The sequence below is a fragment of the Paraburkholderia sp. J63 genome (assembly GCF_905220245.1).
In the GTDB taxonomy this organism is placed as follows: Bacteria; Pseudomonadota; Gammaproteobacteria; order Burkholderiales; family Burkholderiaceae; genus Paraburkholderia.
The window spans coordinates 70,170-93,771 of sequence record NZ_CAJMZF010000016.1; the positions used below are offsets into that span (position 1 = coordinate 70,170).

Annotated in this window: 22 protein-coding genes; 14 read left to right on the forward strand and 8 right to left on the reverse strand. The window is 68.9% G+C overall.

What is annotated here, in order from left to right:
- Position 1: 1 nt before the first annotated feature.
- From U5775_RS18780 to upp, 8 genes are all read right to left on the reverse strand, one after another.
- Entirely contained in the window at positions 2-625 is a 624-nt protein-coding gene (locus U5775_RS18780; RefSeq protein WP_322059592.1) for a Maf family protein, read from the reverse strand.
- 112 nt (positions 626-737) lie between these two features.
- Complete coding sequence (rlmH, locus tag U5775_RS18785) at positions 738-1,208, reverse strand: 23S rRNA (pseudouridine(1915)-N(3))-methyltransferase RlmH (RefSeq protein WP_322059593.1); 471 nt, start codon at positions 1,206-1,208, stop codon at positions 738-740.
- Positions 1,209-1,296: 88 nt separating this feature from the next.
- Positions 1,297-1,764 (reverse strand): ribosome silencing factor, encoded by a 468-nt coding sequence (gene rsfS / locus U5775_RS18790; protein WP_322059594.1) that lies wholly within the window; start codon positions 1,762-1,764, stop codon positions 1,297-1,299.
- A gap of 2 nt (positions 1,765-1,766) precedes the next feature.
- The gene (locus U5775_RS18795) at positions 1,767-2,531 is read right to left on the reverse strand and encodes a nicotinate-nucleotide adenylyltransferase (protein WP_322059677.1); all 765 of its coding nucleotides are present in this window, start codon (positions 2,529-2,531) and stop codon (positions 1,767-1,769) included.
- A gap of 16 nt (positions 2,532-2,547) precedes the next feature.
- Entirely contained in the window at positions 2,548-3,522 is a 975-nt protein-coding gene (gene hemF / locus U5775_RS18800) for an oxygen-dependent coproporphyrinogen oxidase (protein WP_322059595.1), read from the reverse strand.
- A 389-nt stretch (positions 3,523-3,911) separates the two neighbouring features.
- Positions 3,912-5,186 carry a phosphoribosylamine--glycine ligase gene (purD, locus tag U5775_RS18805; RefSeq protein WP_322059596.1) on the reverse strand — a complete coding sequence of 425 codons (1,275 nt, stop codon included), beginning with the start codon at positions 5,184-5,186 and terminating at the stop codon, positions 3,912-3,914.
- A gap of 146 nt (positions 5,187-5,332) precedes the next feature.
- On the reverse strand, positions 5,333-6,061 hold the full coding sequence (locus U5775_RS18810; protein ID WP_322059597.1) for a YebC/PmpR family DNA-binding transcriptional regulator: 729 nt from the start codon (positions 6,059-6,061) through the stop codon (positions 5,333-5,335).
- 578 nt (positions 6,062-6,639) lie between these two features.
- The gene (gene upp / locus U5775_RS18815; RefSeq protein ID WP_322059598.1) at positions 6,640-7,290 is read right to left on the reverse strand and encodes a uracil phosphoribosyltransferase; all 651 of its coding nucleotides are present in this window, start codon (positions 7,288-7,290) and stop codon (positions 6,640-6,642) included.
- Positions 7,291-7,734: 444 nt separating this feature from the next.
- Here upp and U5775_RS18820 point away from each other — a divergent pair, with 444 nt between their 5' ends.
- The 14 genes from U5775_RS18820 to U5775_RS18885 all read left to right on the forward strand — a co-directional run bounded on the left by U5775_RS18820 (position 7,735) and on the right by U5775_RS18885 (position 23,582).
- Entirely contained in the window at positions 7,735-8,514 is a 780-nt protein-coding gene (locus tag U5775_RS18820) for an SDR family oxidoreductase (protein ID WP_322059599.1), read from the forward strand.
- Positions 8,515-8,637: 123 nt separating this feature from the next.
- A complete protein-coding gene (locus U5775_RS18825; protein WP_322059600.1) occupies positions 8,638-9,027 on the forward strand; it encodes a methylglyoxal synthase in 390 nt (129 codons plus the stop codon).
- A gap of 66 nt (positions 9,028-9,093) precedes the next feature.
- Positions 9,094-10,068, forward strand: a complete 975-nt coding sequence (locus U5775_RS18830) for a quinone oxidoreductase (protein ID WP_322059601.1) — start codon at positions 9,094-9,096, stop codon at positions 10,066-10,068.
- Positions 10,069-10,326: 258 nt separating this feature from the next.
- Positions 10,327-10,452, forward strand: coding sequence for a potassium ABC transporter ATPase (locus U5775_RS18835; RefSeq protein ID WP_322059602.1), 126 nt, complete (start codon positions 10,327-10,329; stop codon positions 10,450-10,452).
- A complete protein-coding gene (kdpF, locus tag U5775_RS18840; protein WP_027819619.1) occupies positions 10,449-10,541 on the forward strand; it encodes a K(+)-transporting ATPase subunit F in 93 nt (30 codons plus the stop codon). Before U5775_RS18835 ends, kdpF begins: the two co-directional genes overlap by 4 nt.
- Positions 10,538-12,343: a potassium-transporting ATPase subunit KdpA gene (kdpA, locus tag U5775_RS18845; protein ID WP_322059603.1), complete on the forward strand. Its 1,806-nt coding sequence runs from the start codon at positions 10,538-10,540 to the stop codon at positions 12,341-12,343. The genes kdpF and kdpA overlap by 4 nt, the downstream gene beginning before the upstream one ends.
- A 16-nt stretch (positions 12,344-12,359) precedes the next feature.
- On the forward strand, positions 12,360-14,471 hold the full coding sequence (gene kdpB, locus U5775_RS18850; protein ID WP_322059604.1) for a potassium-transporting ATPase subunit KdpB: 2,112 nt from the start codon (positions 12,360-12,362) through the stop codon (positions 14,469-14,471).
- A gap of 34 nt (positions 14,472-14,505) precedes the next feature.
- Positions 14,506-15,084 (forward strand): potassium-transporting ATPase subunit KdpC, encoded by a 579-nt coding sequence (gene kdpC, locus U5775_RS18855; protein WP_322059605.1) that lies wholly within the window; start codon positions 14,506-14,508, stop codon positions 15,082-15,084.
- Between the two features lie 155 nt (positions 15,085-15,239).
- Positions 15,240-18,185 (forward strand): sensor histidine kinase KdpD, encoded by a 2,946-nt coding sequence (locus U5775_RS18860; RefSeq protein WP_322059606.1) that lies wholly within the window; start codon positions 15,240-15,242, stop codon positions 18,183-18,185.
- Positions 18,178-18,876: a two-component system response regulator KdpE gene (kdpE, locus tag U5775_RS18865; protein ID WP_322059607.1), complete on the forward strand. Its 699-nt coding sequence runs from the start codon at positions 18,178-18,180 to the stop codon at positions 18,874-18,876. The genes U5775_RS18860 and kdpE overlap by 8 nt, the downstream gene beginning before the upstream one ends.
- Before the next feature lie 160 nt (positions 18,877-19,036).
- Positions 19,037-19,357 (forward strand): multidrug efflux SMR transporter, encoded by a 321-nt coding sequence (locus tag U5775_RS18870; RefSeq protein ID WP_322059608.1) that lies wholly within the window; start codon positions 19,037-19,039, stop codon positions 19,355-19,357.
- 253 nt (positions 19,358-19,610) lie between these two features.
- Entirely contained in the window at positions 19,611-20,225 is a 615-nt protein-coding gene (locus U5775_RS18875) for a DUF4126 domain-containing protein (RefSeq protein WP_322059609.1), read from the forward strand.
- Between the two features lie 179 nt (positions 20,226-20,404).
- Positions 20,405-22,942, forward strand: a complete 2,538-nt coding sequence (locus U5775_RS18880) for an ABC transporter permease (RefSeq protein ID WP_322059678.1) — start codon at positions 20,405-20,407, stop codon at positions 22,940-22,942.
- Between the two features lie 103 nt (positions 22,943-23,045).
- Complete coding sequence (locus tag U5775_RS18885; RefSeq protein WP_322059610.1) at positions 23,046-23,582, forward strand: MarR family winged helix-turn-helix transcriptional regulator; 537 nt, start codon at positions 23,046-23,048, stop codon at positions 23,580-23,582.
- The last annotated feature ends 20 nt before the right edge of the window (positions 23,583-23,602 follow it).

Sequence of the window (23,602 nt, forward strand, 5' to 3'; positions counted from 1 at the left end):
TTTAGAAGTCGATGCCGGCGGCGCGCAGGAGGGCGGCCGTTTCGAAAAGTGGCAAACCCATGATACCCGAATAGGACCCGTCGATTCGCTCGATGAACTCGGCGGCGCGCCCCTGGACGCCGTATGCGCCGGCCTTGCCGAACGGCTCGCCGCTCGCGACGTAGCGCGCCAGCGCCGCGGGCAGCGCGGGGGCGAAGCGCACGCGCGAGCGCGAGAGCGCGAGCGGCAGGCAGACGCCTTCGGCATTGACCACGGCCACGGCAGTGAGCACTTCGTGCTCGCGGCCGGCGAGCCGTTCGAGCATCGCGTAGGCATCGGCGGCGTCGTGCGGCTTGCCGAGGATATGGCCGTCGACGCTCACGGTGGTGTCCGCGGTGAGGATCGGCGCATAGGCGTGCGCGCCCGCAACGAGCCGGGCGCGCGCGGCATCGGCTTTCGCGGCGCACACGCGCTCGACATAGATGGCGGCGGCCTCGCCGGGCAGCACGGCTTCGAGCGATTCGGCGTCTTCGTCGGGACGCGGCAGCAGCAGCTCGAAACGCACGCCGAGCTGCTGCAGCAGTTCCTGGCGGCGCGGGCTTTGCGAGGCGAGATAGACGAACGGATAGGGCGCAGTAGTGGTCATCGGGGCGTTTTTACGTCTTGATGAGGCGGAAATCGGGTTCGCGCGGGTTTATGCATCGCGGCGGCTGCGGCGCGCCGCGATCCAGCACATTCCATCCGCGATCCGGCCCGCTTCAAACGCGATGATAGGGGTGATTCTGCGTGATGGTCCAGGCGCGGTAAAGCTGCTCGGCCAGCAGCACGCGCACCATCGCATGGGGCAGGGTGAGGGAGGAGAGGCGCAGCAGCGTGTCGGCGCGCGACTTGAGCTGCGGATCGAGCCCGTCCGCGCCGCCGATCAGGAACGCCACGTCGTGCCCGTCCTGCTGCCAGCCGGGCAGCGCCTGGGCGAGCTGCATCGTGGTCCAATCCTTGCCGCGTTCGTCGAGCGCGACGATGCGCGCGTTCTTCGGCAGCGCCGCCTCGATGCGCGTGCGCTCGGCGGCCATCACGCTCTCGGCCGAGCGGCCCGACGAGCGCTGCTCGGGCTTCACTTCGCGCAGCTCGATGCGCAGCTCGGGCGGCATGCGCTTCGTGTATTCCTCGAAGCCCTCGGCCACCCAGTCCGGCATCTTGTGCCCGACGGCGACGATATGCAGTTTCATGGTGCTAAACGAATGCGTGACGCGCTTGTGCGCGGGTGGTCCGGCGCGTGGCCGGTCGTTGCGCGCGCAATGCGCGTCGCTGGCGCCATTACTTCGCGCTGCGGCGCGAGGCGACCTTGCGCGCGGGTTTCTTCACGGCGGGCGCGGCGATTTCGTCCTCGTCTTCGTCGTCGATCGGCTCGCTCGGACGCGCGCCCACGAAGCCCGTGGTGGCCGCGAGCTTCACGCGCACCGGCTTGTCGCCCCAGATTTCCTCGAGGTTGTAGTACTGGCGCAGCGCGGGCTGCAGGATGTGGACGACCGCGTCGCCGCAATCGACCAGCACCCATTCGCCGATGTCCTCGCCTTCGGTGCTGACGATGTCGCCGCCGGCTTCCTTGACCTTCTCGCGCACGCTGTTGGCGAGCGCCTTGGTCTGGCGGTTCGAGGTGCCGCTCGCGACGACCACACGGTCGAACAGCTCGGTCAGATGGCTCGTGTTGAAGACGCGAATGTCCTGTGCCTTGACGTCTTCGAGACCGTCGACGATGGCGCGTTGAAGTTTGCGGATGTCCATGTTTACCCGTGGTGCCTGTACAAATGATGTTGAAGGATATAGTCCCACACTGCTGCGGGGACCTTGTCGGCGGCCGTGCCGCCGCGTTGTTCTGGTATTGCGTCCGGCGCGACCTGCCGCTCCACGCACGCGCCCAGCTCGCGCCGGATTTCGGTGGCCGAAATATCGAGCGCGAGCGTCGCGTCGATCAGCAGATGCCCGCAGCGCGTGGCCGCGAGCGTGGCGGCGCCGGCGCGGCGCGCGGCCACTTCGGCGGCGACGGCGCCCGGCAGCGCCGTGAAATCGAAGCCGGGGCGGCTCGCCACGCCGAGATGCGCGAGCGCGAACAGCTCCCGCCACTCGTGCCACGAATCGAGGTGGAGCAGTTGATCGGCGCCCATCAGCAGCGTGAGCGCCGCCGCGCCGTTGCTTGCGCTGCGCGCGCGCCAGCGGCGCAGCGTCTCGACCGTGTAGGTGGGGCCGTCGTGCTCGATCTCGTCGGTGCTGACGCTCACCGTCACGCCTGGCAGCACGAGCGAGGCCGCCGCCGCGCGCGTCATCGCGAGGCGGTGCTCCGCGGCGCTCACCTCGGGCTTCTGCCAGGGCTGGCCGGCGGGCAGCAGGATCAGCTCGGTGAGGCCCAGCACCTGCGCGAAATGGCGCGCGAGCGCGAGATGGCCCTCGTGGATCGGATCGAAGGTGCCGCCGAGCAGGCCCACGCGCCGCGCGAGCGCGCCGGCCGGCAGGTTGCCGGGGGCGCTGGCGGGCGCGTCGGCGGGGACGGTCAAGTCTTGCGTCACGGCGTCAGATCCAGTCGCGCACCGGCAGGAAGTCCGTGTACAGGCGCGCCTCGGGCGTGCCCGGCTGCGGCTGCCAGTCGTAGCGCCAGCTCGCGCTGGGCGGCATCGACATGAGGATCGATTCGCTGCGCCCGCCGCTTTGCAGGCCGAAGTGCGTGCCGCGGTCCCAGACGAGATTGAACTCGACGTAGCGGCCGCGCCGGTATGCCTGGAATTCGCGCTCGGCCTCGCCGTAGGGTGTCGCGCGGCGCTTTTCGATGATCGGCACGTAGGCCTTCAGGAAGCCCTCGCCCACGCTGCGCAGCATCGCGAATGCCTCGTCGAAGCCGCCTTCGGCGTAGTCGTCGAAGAAGATGCCGCCCACGCCGCGCGCCTCGTTGCGGTGCTTGAGGAAGAAGTACTCGTCGCACCAGCGCTTGAAGCGCGGATACAGACCGGCGCCGTAAGGCGCGAGCGCGTCGCGGCAGACGCGGTGGAAATGCTGCGCGTCTTCCTCGAAGCCGTAGTAGGGCGTGAGGTCCATGCCGCCGCCGAACCAGAACACGGGCGCCTCGCCCGCCTTCGTGGCGAGCAGCATGCGCACGTTCATGTGCACGGTCGGGCAGTACGGATTGCGCGGATGCAGCACGAGCGAGACGCCCATCGCCTCGAAGCCGCGCCCGTTGAGCTCGGGGCGCGCGGCCGTGGCCGAGGGCGGCAGCGCGTCGCCCGCGACGTCGGAAAAGCCGATGCCGGCGCGCTCGAAGAACCGGCCGCCTTCGAGAATGCGCGTGCAGCCGCCGCCGCGCAGCTTCTCGCCGGGTTCGCGCTGCCACCTGTCGGTGGCGAACGGCGTGCCGTCGAAGCCGCCGAGCGTGTCGGCGATCTGCGTCTGCAGGCCCGAGAGCCAGGCGCGCACGGCTGCGCTGTCATGGGTTGCGCCGTGGGTGGCGCTTGCGGGCGTCACGCGGGCTTGGCCGTCTTGAATCGGTTCGGTCATCGATGGGGCGGGCGAGGCGGCGGGGCCGGCACTGCGCCAGGATAGGGTTCGGAATCGGGGTACGGGTCGCGCGGCGCGGCCGGTAGCGGGAAGTTTACGCCGTTCGGCGCGGCTTCGCGGCTATGACGCCCATGCATTGTTGCCGTTGTTGCGTGCATTGCACGCCATCGGGCCGTTCGGCGATAGTCGTCCGTTTGGCCAGGCGCCGCCGCCGCGGTTTCAGGCGCTTGCGCTCCGGCGCGGCCTGGCGGCCACGTGCGCTTGCCGTGTGGCGCGATGCACCGCCAGGCGGGGCGGCGCCGGTCACGCCAGATGGCGCGCACGCCGGTATGCCGGCAGCGCGCGCACGGGTTCGCAAACCGCCCCCGTGCGCGTGTCCTGCGCTGCGCTTACTGCTTGCGCCCGGCGGCGCGATAGCCGATGTCGTGGCGATACTGCATGCCGTCGAACGAGATGCGGTTCACGGTCTCGTAGGCCACGTTCTGCGCGCTGCGCACGGAATCGGCGAGGCCGACCACGCACAGCACCCGGCCGCCCGAAGTCACGAGCTTGCCGTCCACGATCTGCGTGCCCGCGTGGAACGTGACCGAATTCTCGGTCTCGGCGGGGATGTCGTTGATGCGGTCGCCCTTGCGCGGCGTATCCGGGTAGTTGTACGCGGCCAGTACGACGCCGAGCGCCGTGCGGCGGTCCCATTCGAGCGTGACCTGGTCGAGCGTGCCGGCAATCGCGTGCTCGACGACCTTCGAGAAGTCGCCCTTCAGGCGCGCCATGATCGGCTGCGTTTCCGGGTCGCCCATGCGGCAGTTGAATTCGAGCGTCTTCGGGTTGCCCTGCGCGTCGATCATCAGGCCCGCGTAGAGGAAGCCCGTGTAGCGGATGCCTTCCTTCTCCATGCCCGCCACGGTCGGCAGGATGATTTCGCGCATCACGCGCGCGTGCAGCTGCGGCGTGACGATGGGCGCGGGCGAGTAAGCGCCCATGCCGCCCGTGTTCGGGCCCTGATCGCCGTCCTGCAGGCGCTTGTGGTCCTGGCTCGACGCGAGCGCGAGCACGTGCTTGCCGTCGACCATGACGATGAAGCTCGCTTCCTCGCCCGCGAGGAATTCCTCGATCACCACGCGCGCGCCGGCGTCGCCGAGCTTGTTGTCGGCGAGCATCATGTCGATGGCCTGATGCGCCTCTTCGAGCGACATCGCCACCACGACGCCCTTGCCCGCCGCGAGGCCGTCGGCCTTGATCACGATGGGCGCGCCGTTTTTCTCGACCCAGGCGTGCGCGGCCGCGGCGTCGGAGAAGGTCTCGTAGGCGGCCGTGGGGATGTGGTGGCGCTTCATGAACGCCTTCGCGAAGTCCTTCGAGCTTTCGAGCTGCGCGGCTTCCTTCGTGGGGCCGAACACCTTCAGGCCGCGCGCGCGGAACGTGTTGACGATGCCGGCCGCGAGCGGGGCTTCGGGCCCGACCACGGTGAGGGCGATCTGCTCGCGCTCGGCGAAATCGGCGAGCTCATGGATGTCCGTGATGTCGACGTTGGCGAGCCGCTCGTCCTGCGCGGTGCCGCCGTTGCCCGGTGCGACGTAGACGAGCTGGACGCGCGGCGCCTGCGCAAGCTTCCACGCCAGCGCATGTTCGCGGCCGCCAGAACCGACGACGAGTAACTTCATGTAAATCCCCGAAAGACCTGAACCAGAAACAGTTGCGGCCGGCGCACCCATGCGCCGGCCGTGAAATCGTGAGGGCGGCTAACCGCCGGGCGGCTAACCGCCGGGCGGCTACCCGCCAGGCGGCGACCGCGCAGCGCCGATGCTGCTTATTCCTCGTCGATCGACGCGTTCGTGTAGACCTCCTGGACGTCGTCCAGGTTTTCGAGCGCATCGAGCAGCTTCTGCATCTTCACCGCGTCGTCGCCCGTGAATTCGACTTCCGTTTGCGGCTTCATCGTGACTTCGGCCATTTCGGCCTTGAAGCCCGCGCCTTCGAGCGCGTCCTTGACCTTCTGGAAGTCGTTGGGCGGGCAGATCACCTCGATGCTGCCGTCCTCGTTCGTGACGACGTCGTCGGCGCCGGCTTCGAGCGCGGCGTCCATCAGCTTGTCTTCGGGCGTGCCCGGCGCGAACAGGAACTGGCCGACGTGATCGAACATGAACGACACCGAGCCGTCCGTGCCCATGTTGCCGCCGAACTTCGAGAATGCGTGGCGCACTTCCGCGACGGTGCGCGTGCGGTTGTCCGTCATGGTGTCGACGATGACGGCCGCGCCGCCGATGCCGTAGCCTTCGTAGCGGATTTCCTCGTAGTTCGCGCCATCGACGCCGCCCACACCGCGCTGGATCGCGCGGTTGATGTTGTCCTTGGGCATGTTGGCGTCGTAGGCCTTGTCGACGGCCAGACGCAGGCGCGGGTTCGAGTCGATCTCGCCGCCGCCCATGCGCGCCGCGACCTGGATTTCCTTGATGAGCCGCGTCCAGACCTTGCCGCGCTTGGCGTCAGCCGCGGCTTTCTTGTGCTTGATGTTGGCCCATTTCGAATGACCCGCCATACCTTTCTCCGTCGCACGCTTCACGCGTGCATGGTGCAGTTGTCGTTGCTGCAGTTTTCAATACGATGCCAGGGCACGGCGTGGCGCGCTCGCGGCCAGTGCATCCATGCCGATGTGCCCGAAGTACCCATGAGTAAGCTGTCCGCCCGCCATGCCGGCGTTTGCTCGGCTGGCGCTCGGGCAAGCGGCCGGGGTTTGCACGGCGGCGTCCGGCGCCGTGGCGCCCACGGTTGCTTTCCGCGCTTTCCCGGGACGCGCACCGGATTGCCTGGCGCGCCCTGCGGCGGCTTGCCAGTGCCGTGGCGGTGTCGCCTGGACCGGCCGGGACCCTTCCCGGGCCGCTCGGCGCCGCGCCAGGCGCTTTTCGGCGCGCTGCGCGACTGCTTCGGGACCGTCGGGCGGACCTGAATTTTATCACGCCGGGCTCGCTCGGCCTCACCCGTGCGCGTGATGGAGCGGGGATTTTGCGGGGGCCGCGCGAGCGCGCGGGGGCAAGGATCGGAGGAAAGCGGGGGAGCGCGGCGGGACGTTTGAGGGACGTCAGAGGGGCGGGCCGGGGCGCCGCCCCTTGGGCGGCCTCAGTTCTTGGTGCCGAACAGGCGGTCGCCGGCGTCGCCGAGACCCGGGATGATGTAGGCGTGCTCGTTCAGATGCGAGTCGAGCGAAGCCACGTAGAGCCGCACGTCCGGATGCGCCTGCTGGAACACCTCGACGCCTTCGGGCGCGGCCACCAGCGCGAGAAAGCTGATGCGCTCGCCGGGCACGCCGCGGCGCTTTAGCACGTCGATCGCGTGCGCGGCCGAGTAGCCGGTCGCGACCATCGGGTCGCACAGGATGAAGTTGCGGTCTTCCAGATCGGGCAGACGCACGAGGTACTCGACGGGGCGGTGGTCGTCGGCGCGATAGACGCCGATGTGGCCCACGCGCGCCGACGGGATCAGCTCGAGCAGGCCGTCGGACATGCCGACGCCCGCGCGCAGCACCGGCACGATCGCGAGCTTCTTGCCGGCGATCACGGGCGCGTCGATCTCGACGAGTGGCGTTTGCACGCGGCGCGTCGTGACGGGCAGCTCGCGCGTGATTTCGTAGCCCATCAGCAACGTGATTTCGCGCAGCAGCTCGCGGAACGTGCGCGTGGACGTGTCCCGGTCGCGCATGTGGCTGAGCTTGTGCTGGATTAGCGGGTGATCGAGGATGAAGAGATTCGGAAAGCGGCTGTCCTGTTTCATGGCGGGGCGCACGAGGCTGCAAGGGGGATCGGGGTGTCGGTCGTGCCGCCGCCGGGCGCCTCGAACCGCCTGGGCTTCCAGGCGGGCGGGGGCGCGCAGCGTGCGGCGAGCAGGGCCCGCCGCACGCGCGGCAGGCAGCCGGATCGAAAGTCCGGCGTGGCTCGCGGGAGCGCTGGGCCGCGCTACAGGCGCAAGTATACGAGAACTGGGCGCGAACTGAGCGGGATCGGGGCCGGACTGAGGCCGACTGGCGCCGGATTGCGGCGCCGCTCGTGCGCGGTATGCGATCCGCGGTCCGCGGCGCTCAACGCGCGCGGCCCGATTCTTCTAGAATCGCAAAAACCGGACCGGCAAGCGGGCAAAAGCGGGCAAAGTCGTACGACGCTCACCGTCGCCTTGCCGTCACAGATTCGTCACGCAATCACGAACGAGGACCGTAACACGATGGACATGGGCATCGCAGGACGCAGCGCGCTGGTGTGCGCGGCAAGCAAGGGATTGGGGCGCGGCTGCGCCGAGGCGCTCGCGGCCGAGGGCGTGAACGTGACGATCGTCGCGCGCACGGAAAAAACGCTCGAGGAGACCGCGGCGCAGATCCGCGCGAACACCGGCGTCGAGGTCAAGGCCGTGGCCTGCGACATCACCACCGAGGCCGGCCGTGCCGCCGCGCTTGCCGCGTGCCCGTCGCCGGACATTCTCGTGAACAACGCGGGCGGCCCGCCGCCGGGCGACTTCCGCAGCTACACGCACGAAGCCTGGCTCGCCGCGCTCGAAGCGAACATGCTCACGCCGATCGCGCTGATCCAGGCCACCGTCGACGCCATGGGCCAGCGCGGCTTCGGGCGCATCGTCAACATCACGAGCTCCTCGGTGAAGGCGCCCATCGACGTGCTCGGACTCTCGAACGGCGCGCGCTCGGGGCTGACGGGCTTCGTCGCGGGCGTGGCGCGCCAGGTCGCGCACACGGGCGTGACGATCAACAATCTGCTGCCGGGCTCCTTCGACACCGATCGCATTCAGTCCACCCTCGTCGCGCAGGCGAAGGCGAGCAGCCTCTCGCTCGACGAAGTGCGCGCGCGCCGCGCGAAGGCGATTCCGGTGGGCCGCTTCGGCACGCCCGACGAGTTCGGGCGCGCCTGTGCGTTCCTGTGCAGCGTCCACGCGGGCTATATCACGGGGCAAAACTGGCTGATCGACGGCGGCGCCTATCCGGGCACATTCTGATCCGGTACGTTTCGATTCGCGCGTGGCGGCGCGCTGCTTTATCGCCGCGCATCACCGCACGCCGCCACGCATTGCCGCGTGCATGAACGACACATTCAACCCATCGAAACAAGGAACAAGGCCATGCCCACTCGCGTCGCGCTGATCGCGCACGATCACAAGAAGGACGACATCGTCAGGTTGACCGGCGAATATGTCGACACGCTGCGTCGTTGCGAGCTGCTCGCGACCGGCACGACCGGCGGCCGCATCGCGGCGACGCACGGCCTGAACGTCGAGCGCATGCTCTCGGGCCCGCACGGCGGCGACCTGCAGATCGGCGCGCAGCTCGCCGAAGGCAACGTCGACGTGGTGATCTTCCTGCGCGACCCCATGACTCCGCAGCCGCACGAGCCCGACATCAACGCGCTCGTGCGCGCCTGCGACGTGCACGACGTACCGTGCGCGACCAACATCTCGACGGCGCGCATGATCCTCGACGTGCTCACGCTGCGCCTGAAAGACGAGATCTGAGCGCGGCGCGCTCGGGCTGGTTCAGGATCGCAGGATTCACAGGACTCACAGGACGAAGGAGGCAAGATGACCAAGGCAATCCGTTACGACAAGACCGGCGGCCCCGAAGTGATGAAGTGGGTGGACGTCACGGTGGGCGAGCCGGGCGAGGGCGAGATCCGCGTGAAGCAGAGCGCATGCGGGCTCAATTACATCGACGTGTACTTTCGCACGGGGCTCTATCCGCAGCCGCTGCCGGCGGGGCTCGGCATGGAGGCCGCGGGCGAAGTCGTGGCCGTGGGCCAGGGCGTGACGCTCGTGAAGCCGGGCGATCGCGTAGCCTACGTCGCGCGTCCGCCGGGCGCCTACGCGCAGGAGCGCGTGCTGCGCGCGGACCAGGTGATCCGCCTGCCCGACGCGATTAGCGACGAGCAAGCCGCCTCGGTCATGCTCCAGGGCCTGACCGCGCAATATCTGCTGCGCCGCACGTACCGCGTGAAGGCCGGCGACACGATCCTGATCCAGGCCGCCGCGGGCGGCGTGGGCCTGATCGTGTGCCAGTGGGCCAAGGCGCTCGGCGCGACCGTGATCGGAACGGTGGGTTCGGACGAGAAGGCAGAAGTCGCGAAGGCGCACGGCTGCGATTACCCGATCGTCTATACGCGCGAGGACTTCCAGGCGCGCGTGCGCGAGATCACGAACGGCGCGGGCGTGCCCGTGGTGTACGACTCGATCGGCAAGGACACCTATACGAAATCGCTCGACTGCCTCGCGCCGCTCGGCATGTTCGTGAGCTTCGGCAATGCGTCGGGGCCGCTGCCGCCCATCGATTCGTCGGAGTTCGCGGGGCGCGGCTCGCTTTTCTTCACGCGACCGACGCTCTTCACCTATATCGCGAAGCGCTCGGACTATGAAGCGATGGCCGCCGAGCTGTTCGAGGTGATCGCCTCGGGCAAGGTCAAGACCTCGATCAATCAGCGCTATGCGCTGCAGGACGTGGGCCAGGCGCACGCCGATCTCGAAGCGCGCCGCACGACGGGATCGACCCTTCTGCTGCCGTAATTTCGCGGCATCTAAATCGCTTCGTTTTCGTTCAAGCAAAAAGGCGCGCATGCCAGTCATGCGCGCCTTTTTGCTTGCTGTTTATCTCCCGCTCATTCGCCTTCAGCCACCCGTAGCAAGCCTCCCAGGCCAATGCCACGTCCCGTTCCCCACCGCGTTTACGCAATTTTTATACGCGCACCAGCAGCTTTGATCCGGATTTAACGCGATAACCCTTACCTTACCGCCATCCGTCATCCGCGAATGGAGAACACGACAATGGATGTGCTGTATATCGGGGGGCTGGCGGTCTTCGCCGCGCTCACTTACGCGTTGATCGCCGGCTGCGAGAAGCTCATGCAGTATCGCCGCGCGGATCGGGGCGCAACGGGAGCGCGCTCATGACCTGGATATTCTGGCTATCGGGGGCGGCGACGCTGTTGCTGTTCGTCTATCTCGTCCATGCGCTCCTGCGCGCGGAGGATATCGAATGAACGCCAACAATCTGCTGCAAGCGGGGATTTTCATCGTCGTCCTGCTCGCGCTCGCGGTCCCCGTCGCGGGCTATATCACGCGCGTGCTCGACGGACGCTCACGCGTCGTGCGTCTGTTCGCGCCGCTCGAAAACCTGCTTTACCGCATCGCCGGGGTCGACCCGAGCGCCGAGATGAACTGGAAGCGCTATGCGTTCGCCACCATCTCGTTCAACGTGTTGGGCGTGGGCTTTCTTTACGTGCTGCTGCGCGTGCAAGGCTGGCTGCCCGGCAACCCGCAGAGCTTCGGCGCGATGACGACCGATGGCGCGTTCAACACCGCCGTCTCCTTCGTCACCAACACGAACTGGCAGGACTACACGCCCGAGCAGACCGTGAGCTACCTCACGCAGATGCTCGGCTTCACGGTGCAGAACTTCCTCTCGGCGGCCACCGGCATCGTCGTGGTGATCGCGCTGATCCGCGGCTTCGCGCGCCATTCGGCGCAGACCATCGGCAACTTCTGGGTCGATCTCACGCGCACGACGCTCTACGTGCTCGTGCCGATGGCGGCGATCATCGCGGCGCTGCTGATGAGCCAGGGCATGATCCAGAACTTCAAGTCGTATCAGGACGTGCCCACGCTGCAGACCACGACCTACGCGGCGCCCAGGCTCGACGCGCAAGGCAATCCAGTCAAGGATGCGAAGGGCAACCCCGTCACCGTCGACACCCAGGCGACGACGCAAACGCTCGCCATGGGTCCGGTCGCCTCGCAGGTCGCGATCAAGATGCTCGGCACCAACGGCGGCGGCTTCTTCAACGCGAACTCGGCGCATCCGTATGAGAACCCCACGCCGTTCTCGAACTTCGTCGAGATGTTAGCAATCCTGATCATTCCGGCGGCGCTGTGCCTCGTGTTCGGCAACGTCGTGGGCGACCGCAGGCAGGGCGTGGCGGTGCTCGCGGTAATGACGATCGCATTCGCCGTCGCGGTGGGCGTCGAGCTCTCGGCGGAGCAGGCCGGCAATCCGATGCTTGCGAGTCTGAACGTCGATCAGCACGCGAGCGCGCTGCAGGCCGGCGGCAATATGGAAGGCAAGGAAACGCGCTTTGGCATCGCGCAGACGAGCGTCTTCGTCGTCGCGACCACGGCGGCCTCGTGCGGCGCCGTCAACGCGATGCACGACTCGCTCACGCCGCTCGGCGGCCTCGTGCCGATGCTCTTCATCCAGCTCGGCGAAGTGATCTTCGGCGGGGTGGGATCGGGCCTTTACGGCATGCTCGTGTTCGCGCTGCTCGCGGTGTTCGTGGCGGGCCTCATGATCGGGCGCACGCCCGAGTACGTGGGCAAGAAGATCGAGTCGTTCGAGATGAAGATGGTCTCGATCGTCGTGCTGCTCACGCCGCTGCTCGTGCTGCTCGGCACCTCGATCGCCGTGCTCGCCGACGCGGGCAAGGCCGGCATCGCCAACCCGGGCGCGCATGGCTTCTCGGAGATTCTCTACGCGTTCAGCTCGGCCGCGAACAACAACGGCAGTGCGTTCGCGGGCCTTTCGGTCAACACGCCGTTCTACAACTGGCTGCTCGCCATCGCGATGTGGTTCGGCCGCTTCGGCACCATCGTGCCGGTGCTCGCCATCGCCGGCTCGCTCGCGAGCAAGAAGCGCATCGCCGTGACGGGCGGCACGCTGCCCACGCACGGGCCGCTGTTCGTCGTGCTGCTGCTCGGCACCGTGCTGCTGGTGGGCGCGCTCACCTATGTGCCGGCGCTCGCGCTCGGGCCGGGTGTGGAGCATCTGATCATGATGGGCGTGCATTGAACGGGGACTTCATCAAATGACACAACATAGTGCTACACGGTCCATGTTCGATCCGGCGCTCGTGCGTCCGGCCATCGTGGATTCGTTCAGGAAACTCAAGCCGCGCACGCAGTTGCGCAATCCGGTGATGTTCTGCGTCTACGTGGGCTCCGTGCTCACGACGATCCTCTGGATCGCGGCGCTCATGGGCCAGGCCGAGGCGCCCGCGGGCTTCATTCTCGCGATCGCGCTGTGGCTGTGGTTCACGGTGCTGTTCGCGAACTTCGCCGAGGCGCTCGCCGAAGGCCGCTCGAAGGCGCAGGCCGCATCGCTGCGCCAGGCCAAGAAAGACGTGATGGCCAAGAAGCTCAACGAGCCGCACCCGAAGTCGCCCATCCGCATCATGACCGCGTCCGATCTGCGGCGCGGCGACATGGTGCTGGTCGAGACCGGCGACACCATCCCGGCCGACGGCGAGGTGATCGAGGGCGTTGCGTCGGTGGACGAATCGGCCATTACGGGCGAATCGGCGCCGGTGATCCGCGAGTCGGGCGGCGACTTTTCGTCGGTGACGGGCGGCACGCGCGTGCTGTCCGACTGGATCGTCGTGCGCGTGACGGCCAATCCGGGCGAGGCCTTCCTCGACCGCATGATCGCGATGGTCGAAGGCGCGAAGCGCCAGAAAACGCCGAACGAGATCGCGCTCACGATCCTGCTGGTCGCGCTGACCATCGTGCTGCTGCTTGCGACCGCGACGCTGTTGCCGTTCTCGATGTTCTCGGTCGAAGCCGCGAAGATGGGCCATGTCGTGACGATCACGGCGCTCGTCGCGCTGCTCGTATGCCTGATTCCGACCACCATCGGCGGGCTGCTTTCGGCGATCGGCGTGGCGGGCATGAGCCGCATGATGCAGGCCAACGTGATCGCCACCTCGGGCCGCGCCGTGGAAGCGGCCGGCGACGTGGACGTGCTCTTGCTCGACAAGACCGGCACGATCACGCTCGGCAACCGCCAGGCCTCAGCCTTCGTGCCGGCGCCGGGCGTGACCGAGGAAGCGCTCGCGGATGCCGCGCAACTCGCGTCGCTCGCCGACGAGACGCCCGAGGGCCGCAGCATCGTGGTGCTCGCGAAGCAGCGCTTCAACATTCGCCAGCGCGACATGGGCGCGCTGCACGCGGTGTTCCTCGCCTTCAGCGCGCAGACGCGCATGAGCGGCGTGGACCTCTCGCCCGAGGGAACGGCGCCCGGCACGCACGCGCGCGAGATCCGCAAGGGCGCGGCCGACGCGATCAAGCACTACGTGGAAACGCGTGGCGGGCGCTTTGCGTCTGAAGTCGACACGGCCGTGGACGACATCGCGCGCCGCGGCAGCACGCCGCTCGTGGTGGCCGAGATGCACGACAAGGTCGCGCGTGTGCTCGGCGTGATCGAGCTGAAGGACGTGGTGAAGGGCGGCATCAAGGAACGTTTCGCCGAGCTGCGCAAGATGGGCATCAAGACCGTGATGGTGACGGGCGACAACCGCCTGACCGCGGCCGCGATCGCGGCCGAAGCGGGCGTGGACGACTTCCTCGCGCAAGCGACGCCGGAGACCAAGCTCGCGACGATCCGCGAGCACCAGGCCCAAGGCAAGCTCGTGGCAATGACCGGCGACGGCACCAACGACGCCCCGGCGCTCGCGCAGGCCGACGTGGCCGTGGCCATGAACACGGGCACCCAGGCCGCGAAGGAAGCGGGCAACATGGTCGACCTCGACTCGAACCCGACCAAGCTCATCGAGATCGTGGAGATCGGCAAGCAGATGCTCATGACGCGCGGCTCGCTCACGACGTTCTCGATCGCCAACGACGTCGCCAAGTACTTCGCGATCATTCCGGCCGCGTTCGCCACGACGTATCCGCAGTTGCGCGTGCTCGACGTCATGCATCTGAGTTCGCCGTCTTCGGCGATCCTCTCTGCGGTGATCTTCAACGCGCTCATCATCGTGATGCTGATTCCGCTCGCGCTCAAGGGCGTGAAGTACCGGCCGCTCGGCGCCGCGACACTGCTGCGCCGCAATCTGCTGATCTACGGCCTCGGCGGCATCCTCCTGCCGTTCCCGTGCATCAAGCTGATCGATATGGTGCTCCACGCGTTCGGCTGGGCTTGACCCACTCGCGTCGCCAGATCAATAGGAAACCAAAATGAAAACGCAGTTTCGACCTCTCATCGTGATCTTCGCCGTGCTCGCGGTCATCACGGGTCTCGTCTATCCGGCCGTGATGACCGCGTTCGGCCAGGCCGTGTTCCATCGCCAGGCCAACGGCAGCCTCGTCGAGCTGAACGGCAAGGTGGTGGGCAGTGCGCTGATCGGCCAGCAGTTCGACGCGCCCCGGTATTTCTGGGGCCGTCTCTCGGCCACCTCGCCGATGCCGTATAACGCGGCGGGTTCGGGCGGCTCGAATCTCGGCCCGACCAACCCGGCGCTCGCCGACGAAGTCAAAGGCCGTATTGCGGCGCTCAAGGCCGCGGGCACCGACGTCTCGCAGCCGATTCCCGCCGACCTCGTGACCTCGTCGGGCAGCGGGCTCGATCCCGAGATCTCGCCGGCCGCCGCCGCCTACCAGGTGGCGCGCGTGGCCAAGGCGCGCAAGATGAACGCGAACGACGTGCAGGCGCTCGTGGACCGCTATACGAAGGGCCGCCAGTTCGGCGTGCTTGGCGAGCGGCGTGTGAACGTGCTTGAGCTGAACCTCGCGCTCGATGGCAAGGAGGCGAGCTGAGCCAGGGCCAAGGAGCCGAAGACGCGGGGCGGGCACCGCATGCCGTTGTCGGCGGTGGGGCCGTTTGCTTATTCATCGCCACGGTGAGACGATCCCCGTAGCGTTTCCGGTGCTTTCCGGCACCTCAGCCACGCGCCACTCCCTATGAAATCCGCATGAACCGCCCCGATCCCGACGAACTCCTCGACCGGCTCCAGCGCGACGAAGAAAAGCGCCGCCGCGGCAAGCTGAAGATTTTCTTCGGCGCGTCGGCGGGCGTCGGCAAGACCTATGCGATGCTCCAGGCCGCGCGCCGCCGCGCCGACGACGGCGTGGATGTGGTGGTCGGCATCGTCGAGACGCATGGGCGCAGCGAGACCGCCGCGCTCACGAGCGGCCTCGAAGGGCTGCCGCGTCTGCGCATCGCGTACCGCGGGCGCACGCTCGAGGAGTTCGACCTCGACGCCGCGCTCGCGCGCAAGCCGCAACTCGTGCTCGTCGACGAGCTCGCGCACTCGAACGTGCAGGGCGCGCGCCACATGAAGCGCTGGCAGGACGTCTACGAGCTGCTCGACGCGGGCATCGACGTCTACACGACCGTCAACGTCCAGCACCTCGAAAGCCTCAACGACGTGGTGGGGCAGATCACCGGCATCCGCGTCTGGGAGACGGTGCCCGACCGCGTGTTCGACGGCGCCGACGAAGTCACGCTCGTCGACCTGCCCGCCGAGGAGCTGCTCGACCGCATGCGCGACGGCAAGGTGTATCTGCCCGCGCAGGCCGAGCGCGCGGTGCGCAACTTCTTCCGCAAGGGCAACCTGATCGCGCTGCGCGAGCTGGCGCTGCGCCGCACGGCCGACCGCGTAGACGCGCAGATGCACGAGTACCGCGCCGACCGCTCGATCCAGCATGTGTGGCAGGCGCGCGAGCGGCTGCTCGTCTGCGTGGGGCCGGGCCCCGAGGCGAGCGCGCTCGTGCGCGCGTCGGCGCGGCTTGCCGCGAGCCTCAAGGCCGACTGGATCGCCGTCTACGTGGAGACGCCGAAGCTCCAGCGCCTGCCCGACGAGGTGCGCCAGCGCACGCTCGGCGCGCTCAAGCTCGCTTCCGAACTAGGCGCGGAAACCGCCACGCTCGCGGGCGAGGACGCCGCCGTTACGCTCGCGGGCTATGCGCGGCTGCGCAACGTCTCGAAGCTCGTGGCGGGCGCTTCGCAACGCAACGGCCCGTCGCGATGGTGGCGCGCGTGGCGCCGGCCGTTCGGCGAGCGCCTCGCAGTGAAGGCCGAGGACGTCGACCTGATCCTCGTGCGCGCGAGCGCTACCGATAACGACCGGCTCGCCGGCCGCGCGCCGCGCGAAGCCTCGGCCGCCGCGCGTGCGGCCAACGCCTGGCGCGCCGCCATCGCCGAGGGTGCCGGCAGCGCCGCGCATCGCTCGCCGCCGCGCGCCTACGCGGCGGCGCTCGCGATCTGCGCCGGCATCACGCTGCTCGCGAACCAGCTGAACGACCGCATCGCGCTCGCCAATCTCGTGATGCTCTATCTGCTCGGCGTGATCTTCACGGCGACGAAGCTCGGGCGTGGCCCCGGCGTGCTGCTCTCGTTCGCGAGCGTGGCGGCCTACGACTTCTTCTTCGTGCCGCCGCGCATGTCGTTCTCGGTGAGCGACACGCAATACCTGCTGACCTTCGTGGGCATGCTGCTGACCTCGCTCGTGATCAGCCATCTCACGTCGAGCCTGCGCCGCGAAGCGAGCGTCGCGCAGCGGCGCGAGCAGCGCACCGGCGCGATGTACGCGATGGCGCGCGAGCTGGCCGCCGCGCTCGCGACCGAGCAGATCGTCGCGACCGGCAGCCGCCACGTGAGCGAGGTGTTCGGCGCGCGCGTGGCGATCCTCCTCCCCGACAGCGCCGACAAGGTGCAGCAGAAGATCGAGGACCCCGATCCGCAGATCATGCTCGAAGCCGGGAGCCTCGACATCGACGTGGCCCAGTGGGTCTACGACCAGCAAAAGCCCGCGGGCCACGGCACCGACACGCTGCCCGCGGCGGCGGCGCTCTATCTGCCGCTCAAGGCGCCGATGCGCACGCGCGGCGTGCTCGCCGTGGTCACGCGCGACGCGCGCGAGCTGCTGGTGCCCGAGCAGCAGCGCATGCTCGACGCGTTCGCCGCGCAGATCGCGCTCGCGCTCGAACGCGTGCACTACGTGGAGATCGCGCGCGACGCGCTCGTCAACATGGAGTCCGAACGATTGCGCAACTCGCTGCTCTCGGCGATCTCGCACGACTTGCGCACGCCGCTCACGGCCATCGTCGGCTTTTCGTCGATGCTCGCGCAGACGCGCGAGGCCAATGCACCCAACGCGTCCAACGCGCACGGCACGCCCGACGACGCCAGCGACGCGCGCTCGGGCGAGCTCATCGAGGCGATTCACGACGAGGCGCTGCGCATGACCGGCATCGTCACGAATCTGCTCGACATGGCGCGCCTGCAGGCGGGCAGCCTCAAGCTCAACCGCCAATGGACACTGCTCGAGGAGACCGTGGGCGCGGCGCTGGCCGCGTGCCGGCGCGTGCTGGCACGGCATCCGGTGCAAGTGAAGCTCGAAGAGGGCTTGCCCTTGCTGCAGCTCGACGCGGTGCTCATGGAGCGGCTGTTTTCGAACCTGCTGGAAAACGCCGCGAAGTACACGCCGCCCGATACGCCGCTCACGATTGCCGCGCGCCGCATCGAGGAGAACGGCGAGCCGTTCGTGCGCGTGAGCATCGACGACACGGGCCCGGGCCTGCCGCACGGCATGGGCGAGCGCGTCTTCGAGAAGTTCACGCGCGGCGAGAAGGAGTCGGCGAAGCCTGGCATCGGCCTCGGGCTCGCGATCTGCCGCGCGATCGTGGAGGCGCACGGCGGTACAATCGGCGCGGCCAACCGCGTGGCCGCCGATGGCCACGTGGAAGGCGCGTCGTTCTGGTTCGCGCTGCCGGTTCAGACGCCGCCGCCGCTGCCGGCCGATGTCGCGGACGTTGCCGACGTCGCCGATGTCGCCGATGCTGCCGATGCTGCCGATGTCGCGGACCCAGGCGAATCCGCCATGGAACCCAAACCCGCCAAGCCCGCCCATGAGTGACCCGAGCCTCTCCGTTGTCCTGATCGAAGACGAAAAGCAGATCCGCCGCTTCGTGCGCGCGTCGCTCGAGGGGGAGGGCATTGCCGTCTACGACGCCGAGACCGGCAAGCAGGGGCTCGTCGAGGCGGCGACGCGCAAGCCCGACCTCGTGATCGTCGATCTGGGCCTGCCCGATACGGACGGCCTCGACGTGATCCGCGAGCTGCGCGGCTGGAGCGACCTGCCCGTGATCGTGCTTTCGGCGCGCACTCAGGAGAGCGAAAAAGTCGCCGCGCTCGACGCCGGCGCCGACGACTACCTCACCAAGCCGTTCGGCGTCTCCGAGTTGCTCGCGCGCATTCGCGCGCATCTGCGCCGCCGCAACCGGGGCGGGGCGAACGAGGCGCCGCAGGTGAGCTTCGGCGAGGTGATCGTCGACCTGGGCCTGCGCCAGGTGACGCGCGGCGGCGCGGCGGTGCATCTCACGCCGATCGAGTACCGCCTGCTCGCGACGCTCGTGCGCGACGCGGGCCGCGTGCTCACGCACCGGCAACTGCTGCGCGAGGTCTGGGGACCTTCGCATGTCGAGAGCAGCCACTATCTGCGTATCTACATGGCGCATCTGCGGCAGAAATTGGAGCGCGATCCCGCGCAGCCCGAGCACATCGTCACCGAGACGGGCGTGGGGTATCGGCTCGTGGGCGTGCAGTAGCGGACGGCCAGTAGCGGGCGGCCAGCCGCGGACGGCCAGCCGCGGGCGGCCAGCCCGCGCCGGCTGCAGGCCCCTCCGTGATATACTTACAGACGCGTAAGGACGACCTTGCGTCTCATCTTCAAACGGGGACGGCCCCACTTCTCAGGGGAGCGTTCTCGTGGCCTGGATTTACCTCCTTATCGCCGGCGTGCTCGAAGTTGCATGGGCGTCCGGTCTCAAACTATCCGAAGGTTTTACCAAACTGGGCTGGTCGGCGTTCACGATCGTGACGGCGCTCGGCAGCTTCTGGCTGCTCGCGCTCGCCATGCGCCAGCTGCCGCTCGGCACGGCGTATGCGGTGTGGACCGGCATCGGTGCGGTGGGCGCGTTCATCCTCGGCATCGTCGTGATGGGCGAGGCCGCCAGCGTCGCGCGCGTGGCCAGCGCCGCGCTGATCGTGCTCGGACTCGTCGGGCTCAAGCTCTCGTCGGGCGCCTGAGGCGCTTTGCGCCCGCTTTGCGACATTTTCGCCATTCGCCTGGCCTCGCTTCGTGCCGTTCCGCCGGCGCCGCGCGTGGCGCGCCCACGCAACAACGCTGCGGCGCCGCAACGAGCGTGGCTATAATGGAACGGTCATAACCCGATAACACCACTCCGCGCCCGATTACACCTGGCGCCGCGTTTATCTGCGCGCCGCGCCATGCCTGATTCGTGGGGACGGCGCCGCGCGAGCCTCGCGCGAGGAGGCAGTCATGCTGGAACCCCTTTCGCTTGCCGCAGGCCTGTCCTGGGGCAGCGGTCTGCGCCTCTACCTCACGGTCCTGATGGCCGGCGTGCTGCAACGCCTTGGCTTCATCCATCTGCCTGACACGCTGGCGATCCTCGCCTCGCCGTGGGTGATCGGCGTCGCCGCCGCGCTCACGGTGCTCGAATTCCTCGCCGACAAAGTCCCCGCGTTCGATTCGCTCTGGGACGCCGTGCATACCTTCATCCGCATTCCCGCGGGCGCCGTGCTGGCGGCCGGTGCGCTCGGCCATGCCGATCCGGCGCTGCTCACGGTCGCGGCGCTCGCGGGCGGCACGCTCGCCGGCACCGCGCATCTGGCCAAGGCCGGCACGCGCGCGCTCATCAATCTCTCGCCGGAGCCGGTGTCGAACGTCGTCACCTCGGGCGCCGAAGACGGTATGACCTTCGTGGGCGTGCTGCTCGCGTTCTTCGTGCCGGTGCTGTTTCTGGTGCTGCTCGTGGCCTTCCTGCTCGTGGCCGCGTGGGCGCTGCCGCGTCTGTGGCGCGGCGTGCAGGGCGGTTTTCGCGGCATGGCGACCCATATGGTGTCGCGTTTCTCGCTGCGGAGCCGTCACGATTGAGCGGCGCCGGGCCTTCCTCGTCTTCGTCCAATGCCGCGCCCGGCGGCGGCTCTGGCCGTGCCGGGTCCACGCCGCCCCGTCCGGGCGGTGACGATCCGCGCGACGGCAGCGCCGGCACCCCTGAGCGCGTCACCCGCGCCACCCTTGGCTGGCCCGATCTCGTGCGTCTCGCCGCGCGCATGAGCGCGCGCGACTGGCGCGCGGGCGAGCTGACCATGCTGCTGCTGGCGCTCGTGCTCGCGGTGGCGGCGCTCTCGAGCGTGGGCTTTCTCGCCGACCGGCTCCAGCGCGGGCTCGAACGCGACGCCCGGGGCATGATCGCCGCCGACTTCATCGTGCGCGCCGATCATCCCGTCGATCCGTCGTTCTTGCGCGAAGCGCAGTCGCTCGACTTGCGCACCGCGACCACGGCGATTTTCCCGAGCATGGTGAGCGCCGCAGGCGCCCCGGCCCCGGCCTCGGCCTCAAGCACGCCGGACGCCCAGACGCCCACGCGCCTTGCCGCGGTCAAGTCGGTCTCGCCGGGCTATCCGCTGCGCGGCGCGTTGCGCATCGCGTCCGCGCCCGGCGCCCCCGACCGCGCGGCGCAGGGCATTCCGCCGCCCGGCACGGTCTGGGTCGACCAGCAACTGTTCGACGCGCTGAAGGTGCAGGTGGGCAGCCAGGTCAAGGTGGGCACGCGCACCTTGACGATCGGCGCGCTCATCACGCGCGAGCTCGACCGCGGCTTTTCGTTCGTGAACTTCTCGCCGCGCCTGATGCTCAACGCCGCCGATCTTCCCTCGACGGGCCTCACGGGTTACGGCAGCCGCGTGACCTACCGGCTGCTCGTGGCCGGCGCCGATCCCGCCGTCGCGCGGTTCGCCGCCTGGGCGCACGCGCGCGTCGATGGCGGCAAGATGCGCGGCGTCGGCCTCGAATCGCTGCAGGAGGGGCAGCCGCAGGTGCGTCAGACGCTCGACCGGGCGCGCCACTTCCTCACGCTCGTTTCGCTGCTCACGGCGCTCTTGGCGGCCGTGGCGATCGCGATGGCCGCGCATCGGTACACGCGCCGCCATCTCGACGGCTGCGCCGCGATGCGCTGCCTCGGCGCGAGCCAGCGCACGCTGCGCGCGCTCTTCGTGCTCGAATTCACGGGCCTCGGGCTCGTGGGCGGGGCGATTGGCGTGGCGCTCGGCTATGCGGGGCATCTCGCGCTGCTCGCGTGGCTCGGCACCCTGATCGACGTCGCGCTGCCGTATCCGGGGCCGCTGCCCGCGCTCGAAGGCGTCGCGGCCGGCCTCGTGCTGCTGCTCGGCTTCGCGTTGCCGCCGCTCTTGCCGCTCACGCGCGTGCCGCCCGTGCGCGTGCTGCGCCGCGAGTGGGGCGAGGAGAGCCGCACCGCGTGGGCCGCGTACGCCATCGGCATCGCGCTCTTTGCGGGGCTGCTCGTGATCGCGGCGGGCGAGCTCAAGCTCGGCGGCATCGTCGCGGGCGGCTTTGCGCTGGGTCTGCTCGTGTTCGCGATCGTGGCGCGGCTCGCGCTCTGGGGCGCGGCGCGCGTGGCGCGCAGCCAGCGCAACGGCCTCGAGGCGCGCGCGGGCGTGGGCTGGCGCTATGCGCTCGCGTCGCTCGAGCGGCGGCCCGGCGCGAGCGCGCTGCAGATCACCTCGCTCGCGATCGGCCTGATGTGCCTCCTGCTCATCGCGATGACGCGCAACGACCTGATCGAGGGCTGGCGCAAGTCCACGCCGCCCGACGCGCCCAACGAATTCCTCATCGACATCCAGCCCGCCCAGCACGACGCCGTGGCCGCGTGGCTCACGGCGCACGGCATGGCGAATCCCGATCTGGAGCCGATGGTGCGCGGGCGTCTCGTCACGATCAACGGCAAGCCCGTGGACCCCGCGAACTACAAGAGCGAGGATGCGCGCCGGCTCGTCGATCGCGAGTTCAACCTCTCGTACACGACGCAACTGCCCGACGACAACCGTATCGAGGCGGGCACGTGGTACGGCGATTCGAGCGCGCCGCAGCTTTCGATCGAGCAGGGCCTCGCGAAGCTGATCGGCGTGAAGCCCGGCGACGTGCTGACCTTCGACGTGACCGGCCTCGAAGTGACGGCGCCCGTGACGAGCGTGCGCAAGCTCGACTGGGGCTCGTTCAAGGTGAACTTCTTCGTGCTGATGCCGCCCGCGCTGCTGCGCGATTTTCCGGCCACCTACATCACGAGCTTCCACTTGGCGGAGACGCAGCGCGCCGTGGTGGACGGGCTCGTTGCGCAGTATCCGAACGTGACCGCCATCGACGTCGGGCCGATCCTCGCGCAGATCCAGCGCATGCTGGAGCAGGTGATCGGCGCGGTGCAGTTCCTGTTTCTGTTCACGCTCGCGGCGGGCGTGCTCGTGCTGTATGCGGCGCTCGCGGGAACGCGCGACGAGCGCATGCGCGAGTCGGCGCTGTTGCGCGCCTTGGGCGCCTCGCACGCGCAGGTGCGCGCGGTGCAGGTGGCGGAGTTCATCGCGGTGGGCGCGCTCGCGGGGCTGATGGCGGCCGTGGGCGCGCAGATCGTGGGCTCGGTGCTGGCCACGCGCGTGTTCGCGTTCTACCTCGCATTCGATCCGTGGCTCGTGCCCGCGGGCATCGCGGCGGGCGTGGCCTGCGCGGGCGTGGGCGGATGGATCAGCTTGCGGCACGTGCTCGCGCGGCCAGCGCTGCAGTCGTTGCGCGACGCGTAGAGAACTTGAAGGGCAGGGGCGTGCGTCACTGTTTCGCGACGCGTGGGTGGTGCCCGCGGCAGGGATTTCGGCATATGATGCCGGGGCTCTACTTGCCGATGCCATGACCAACGAATCGACCCCCAGGCGCGCTCCAAAGCGCGCGACCCCACACTCCATCAAGCCGGCCGCGCCGGCCCGCATCGAGACGGATCCGTCAACGCACGACGCCGCGCCGATGCGCTTTCTCGACACCTACCTCGCCGCGCTGCTCGCACGCGCGAGCAGCCTGATTTCCGACGAATTCCACGCGACGCTCGCGCGCAAGAAGATTTCGGTCCTGCAATGGCGCGTGCTCGCGTGCCTCTCCGACGGCTCGCTGCCGATGGGCGACCTGGGCCGCGTGATCCTTGCGAAGCAGCCCACCGTGAGCAAGCTGATCGACCGCATGGAAGCGGCGGGGCTGGTCGTGCGCCAGGAGGACCCGGCGAGCCGCCGCCGCACGCTCGTCGCGCTCACGCCGCATGGCAGCACGCTCGCCGCGGAGCTGGTCGTGCTCGCGCTGGAGCACGAGGCTTCGGTGCTGCTGCCGTTTGCGCCCGAGACGGCGAAGATCTTCGTCGATGTGCTCAGGCAACTGATCGCGCAGCATTCGAAGTGAGGCGCGCGCCGGGTCCATCA

Bases quoted from the DNA above. Each gene is read 5' to 3' on its own strand.
- U5775_RS18825 (WP_322059600.1), top strand. From the start codon at position 8,638: ATGCCCACTCGCGTCGCGCTGATCGCGCACGATCACAAGAAGGACGAC.
- U5775_RS18780 (WP_322059592.1), bottom strand. From the start codon at position 625: ATGACCACTACTGCGCCCTATCCGTTCGTCTATCTCGCCTCGCAAAGC.
- kdpE (WP_322059607.1), top strand. From the start codon at position 18,178: ATGAGTGACCCGAGCCTCTCCGTTGTCCTGATCGAAGACGAAAAGCAG.
- purD (WP_322059596.1), bottom strand. From the start codon at position 5,186: ATGAAGTTACTCGTCGTCGGTTCTGGCGGCCGCGAACATGCGCTGGCG.
- rlmH (WP_322059593.1), bottom strand. From the start codon at position 1,208: ATGAAACTGCATATCGTCGCCGTCGGGCACAAGATGCCGGACTGGGTG.
- kdpC (WP_322059605.1), top strand. From the start codon at position 14,506: ATGAAAACGCAGTTTCGACCTCTCATCGTGATCTTCGCCGTGCTCGCG.
- kdpF (WP_027819619.1), top strand. From the start codon at position 10,449: ATGACCTGGATATTCTGGCTATCGGGGGCGGCGACGCTGTTGCTGTTC.
- U5775_RS18860 (WP_322059606.1), top strand. From the start codon at position 15,240: ATGAACCGCCCCGATCCCGACGAACTCCTCGACCGGCTCCAGCGCGAC.
- rsfS (WP_322059594.1), bottom strand. From the start codon at position 1,764: ATGGACATCCGCAAACTTCAACGCGCCATCGTCGACGGTCTCGAAGAC.
- kdpB (WP_322059604.1), top strand. From the start codon at position 12,360: ATGACACAACATAGTGCTACACGGTCCATGTTCGATCCGGCGCTCGTG.
- U5775_RS18880 (WP_322059678.1), top strand. From the start codon at position 20,405: ATGAGCGCGCGCGACTGGCGCGCGGGCGAGCTGACCATGCTGCTGCTG.
- hemF (WP_322059595.1), bottom strand. From the start codon at position 3,522: ATGACCGAACCGATTCAAGACGGCCAAGCCCGCGTGACGCCCGCAAGC.
- U5775_RS18820 (WP_322059599.1), top strand. From the start codon at position 7,735: ATGGACATGGGCATCGCAGGACGCAGCGCGCTGGTGTGCGCGGCAAGC.
- U5775_RS18875 (WP_322059609.1), top strand. From the start codon at position 19,611: ATGCTGGAACCCCTTTCGCTTGCCGCAGGCCTGTCCTGGGGCAGCGGT.
- U5775_RS18830 (WP_322059601.1), top strand. From the start codon at position 9,094: ATGACCAAGGCAATCCGTTACGACAAGACCGGCGGCCCCGAAGTGATG.
- U5775_RS18810 (WP_322059597.1), bottom strand. From the start codon at position 6,061: ATGGCGGGTCATTCGAAATGGGCCAACATCAAGCACAAGAAAGCCGCG.
- U5775_RS18885 (WP_322059610.1), top strand. From the start codon at position 23,046: ATGACCAACGAATCGACCCCCAGGCGCGCTCCAAAGCGCGCGACCCCA.
- kdpA (WP_322059603.1), top strand. From the start codon at position 10,538: ATGAACGCCAACAATCTGCTGCAAGCGGGGATTTTCATCGTCGTCCTG.
- upp (WP_322059598.1), bottom strand. From the start codon at position 7,290: ATGAAACAGGACAGCCGCTTTCCGAATCTCTTCATCCTCGATCACCCG.
- U5775_RS18835 (WP_322059602.1), top strand. From the start codon at position 10,327: ATGGATGTGCTGTATATCGGGGGGCTGGCGGTCTTCGCCGCGCTCACT.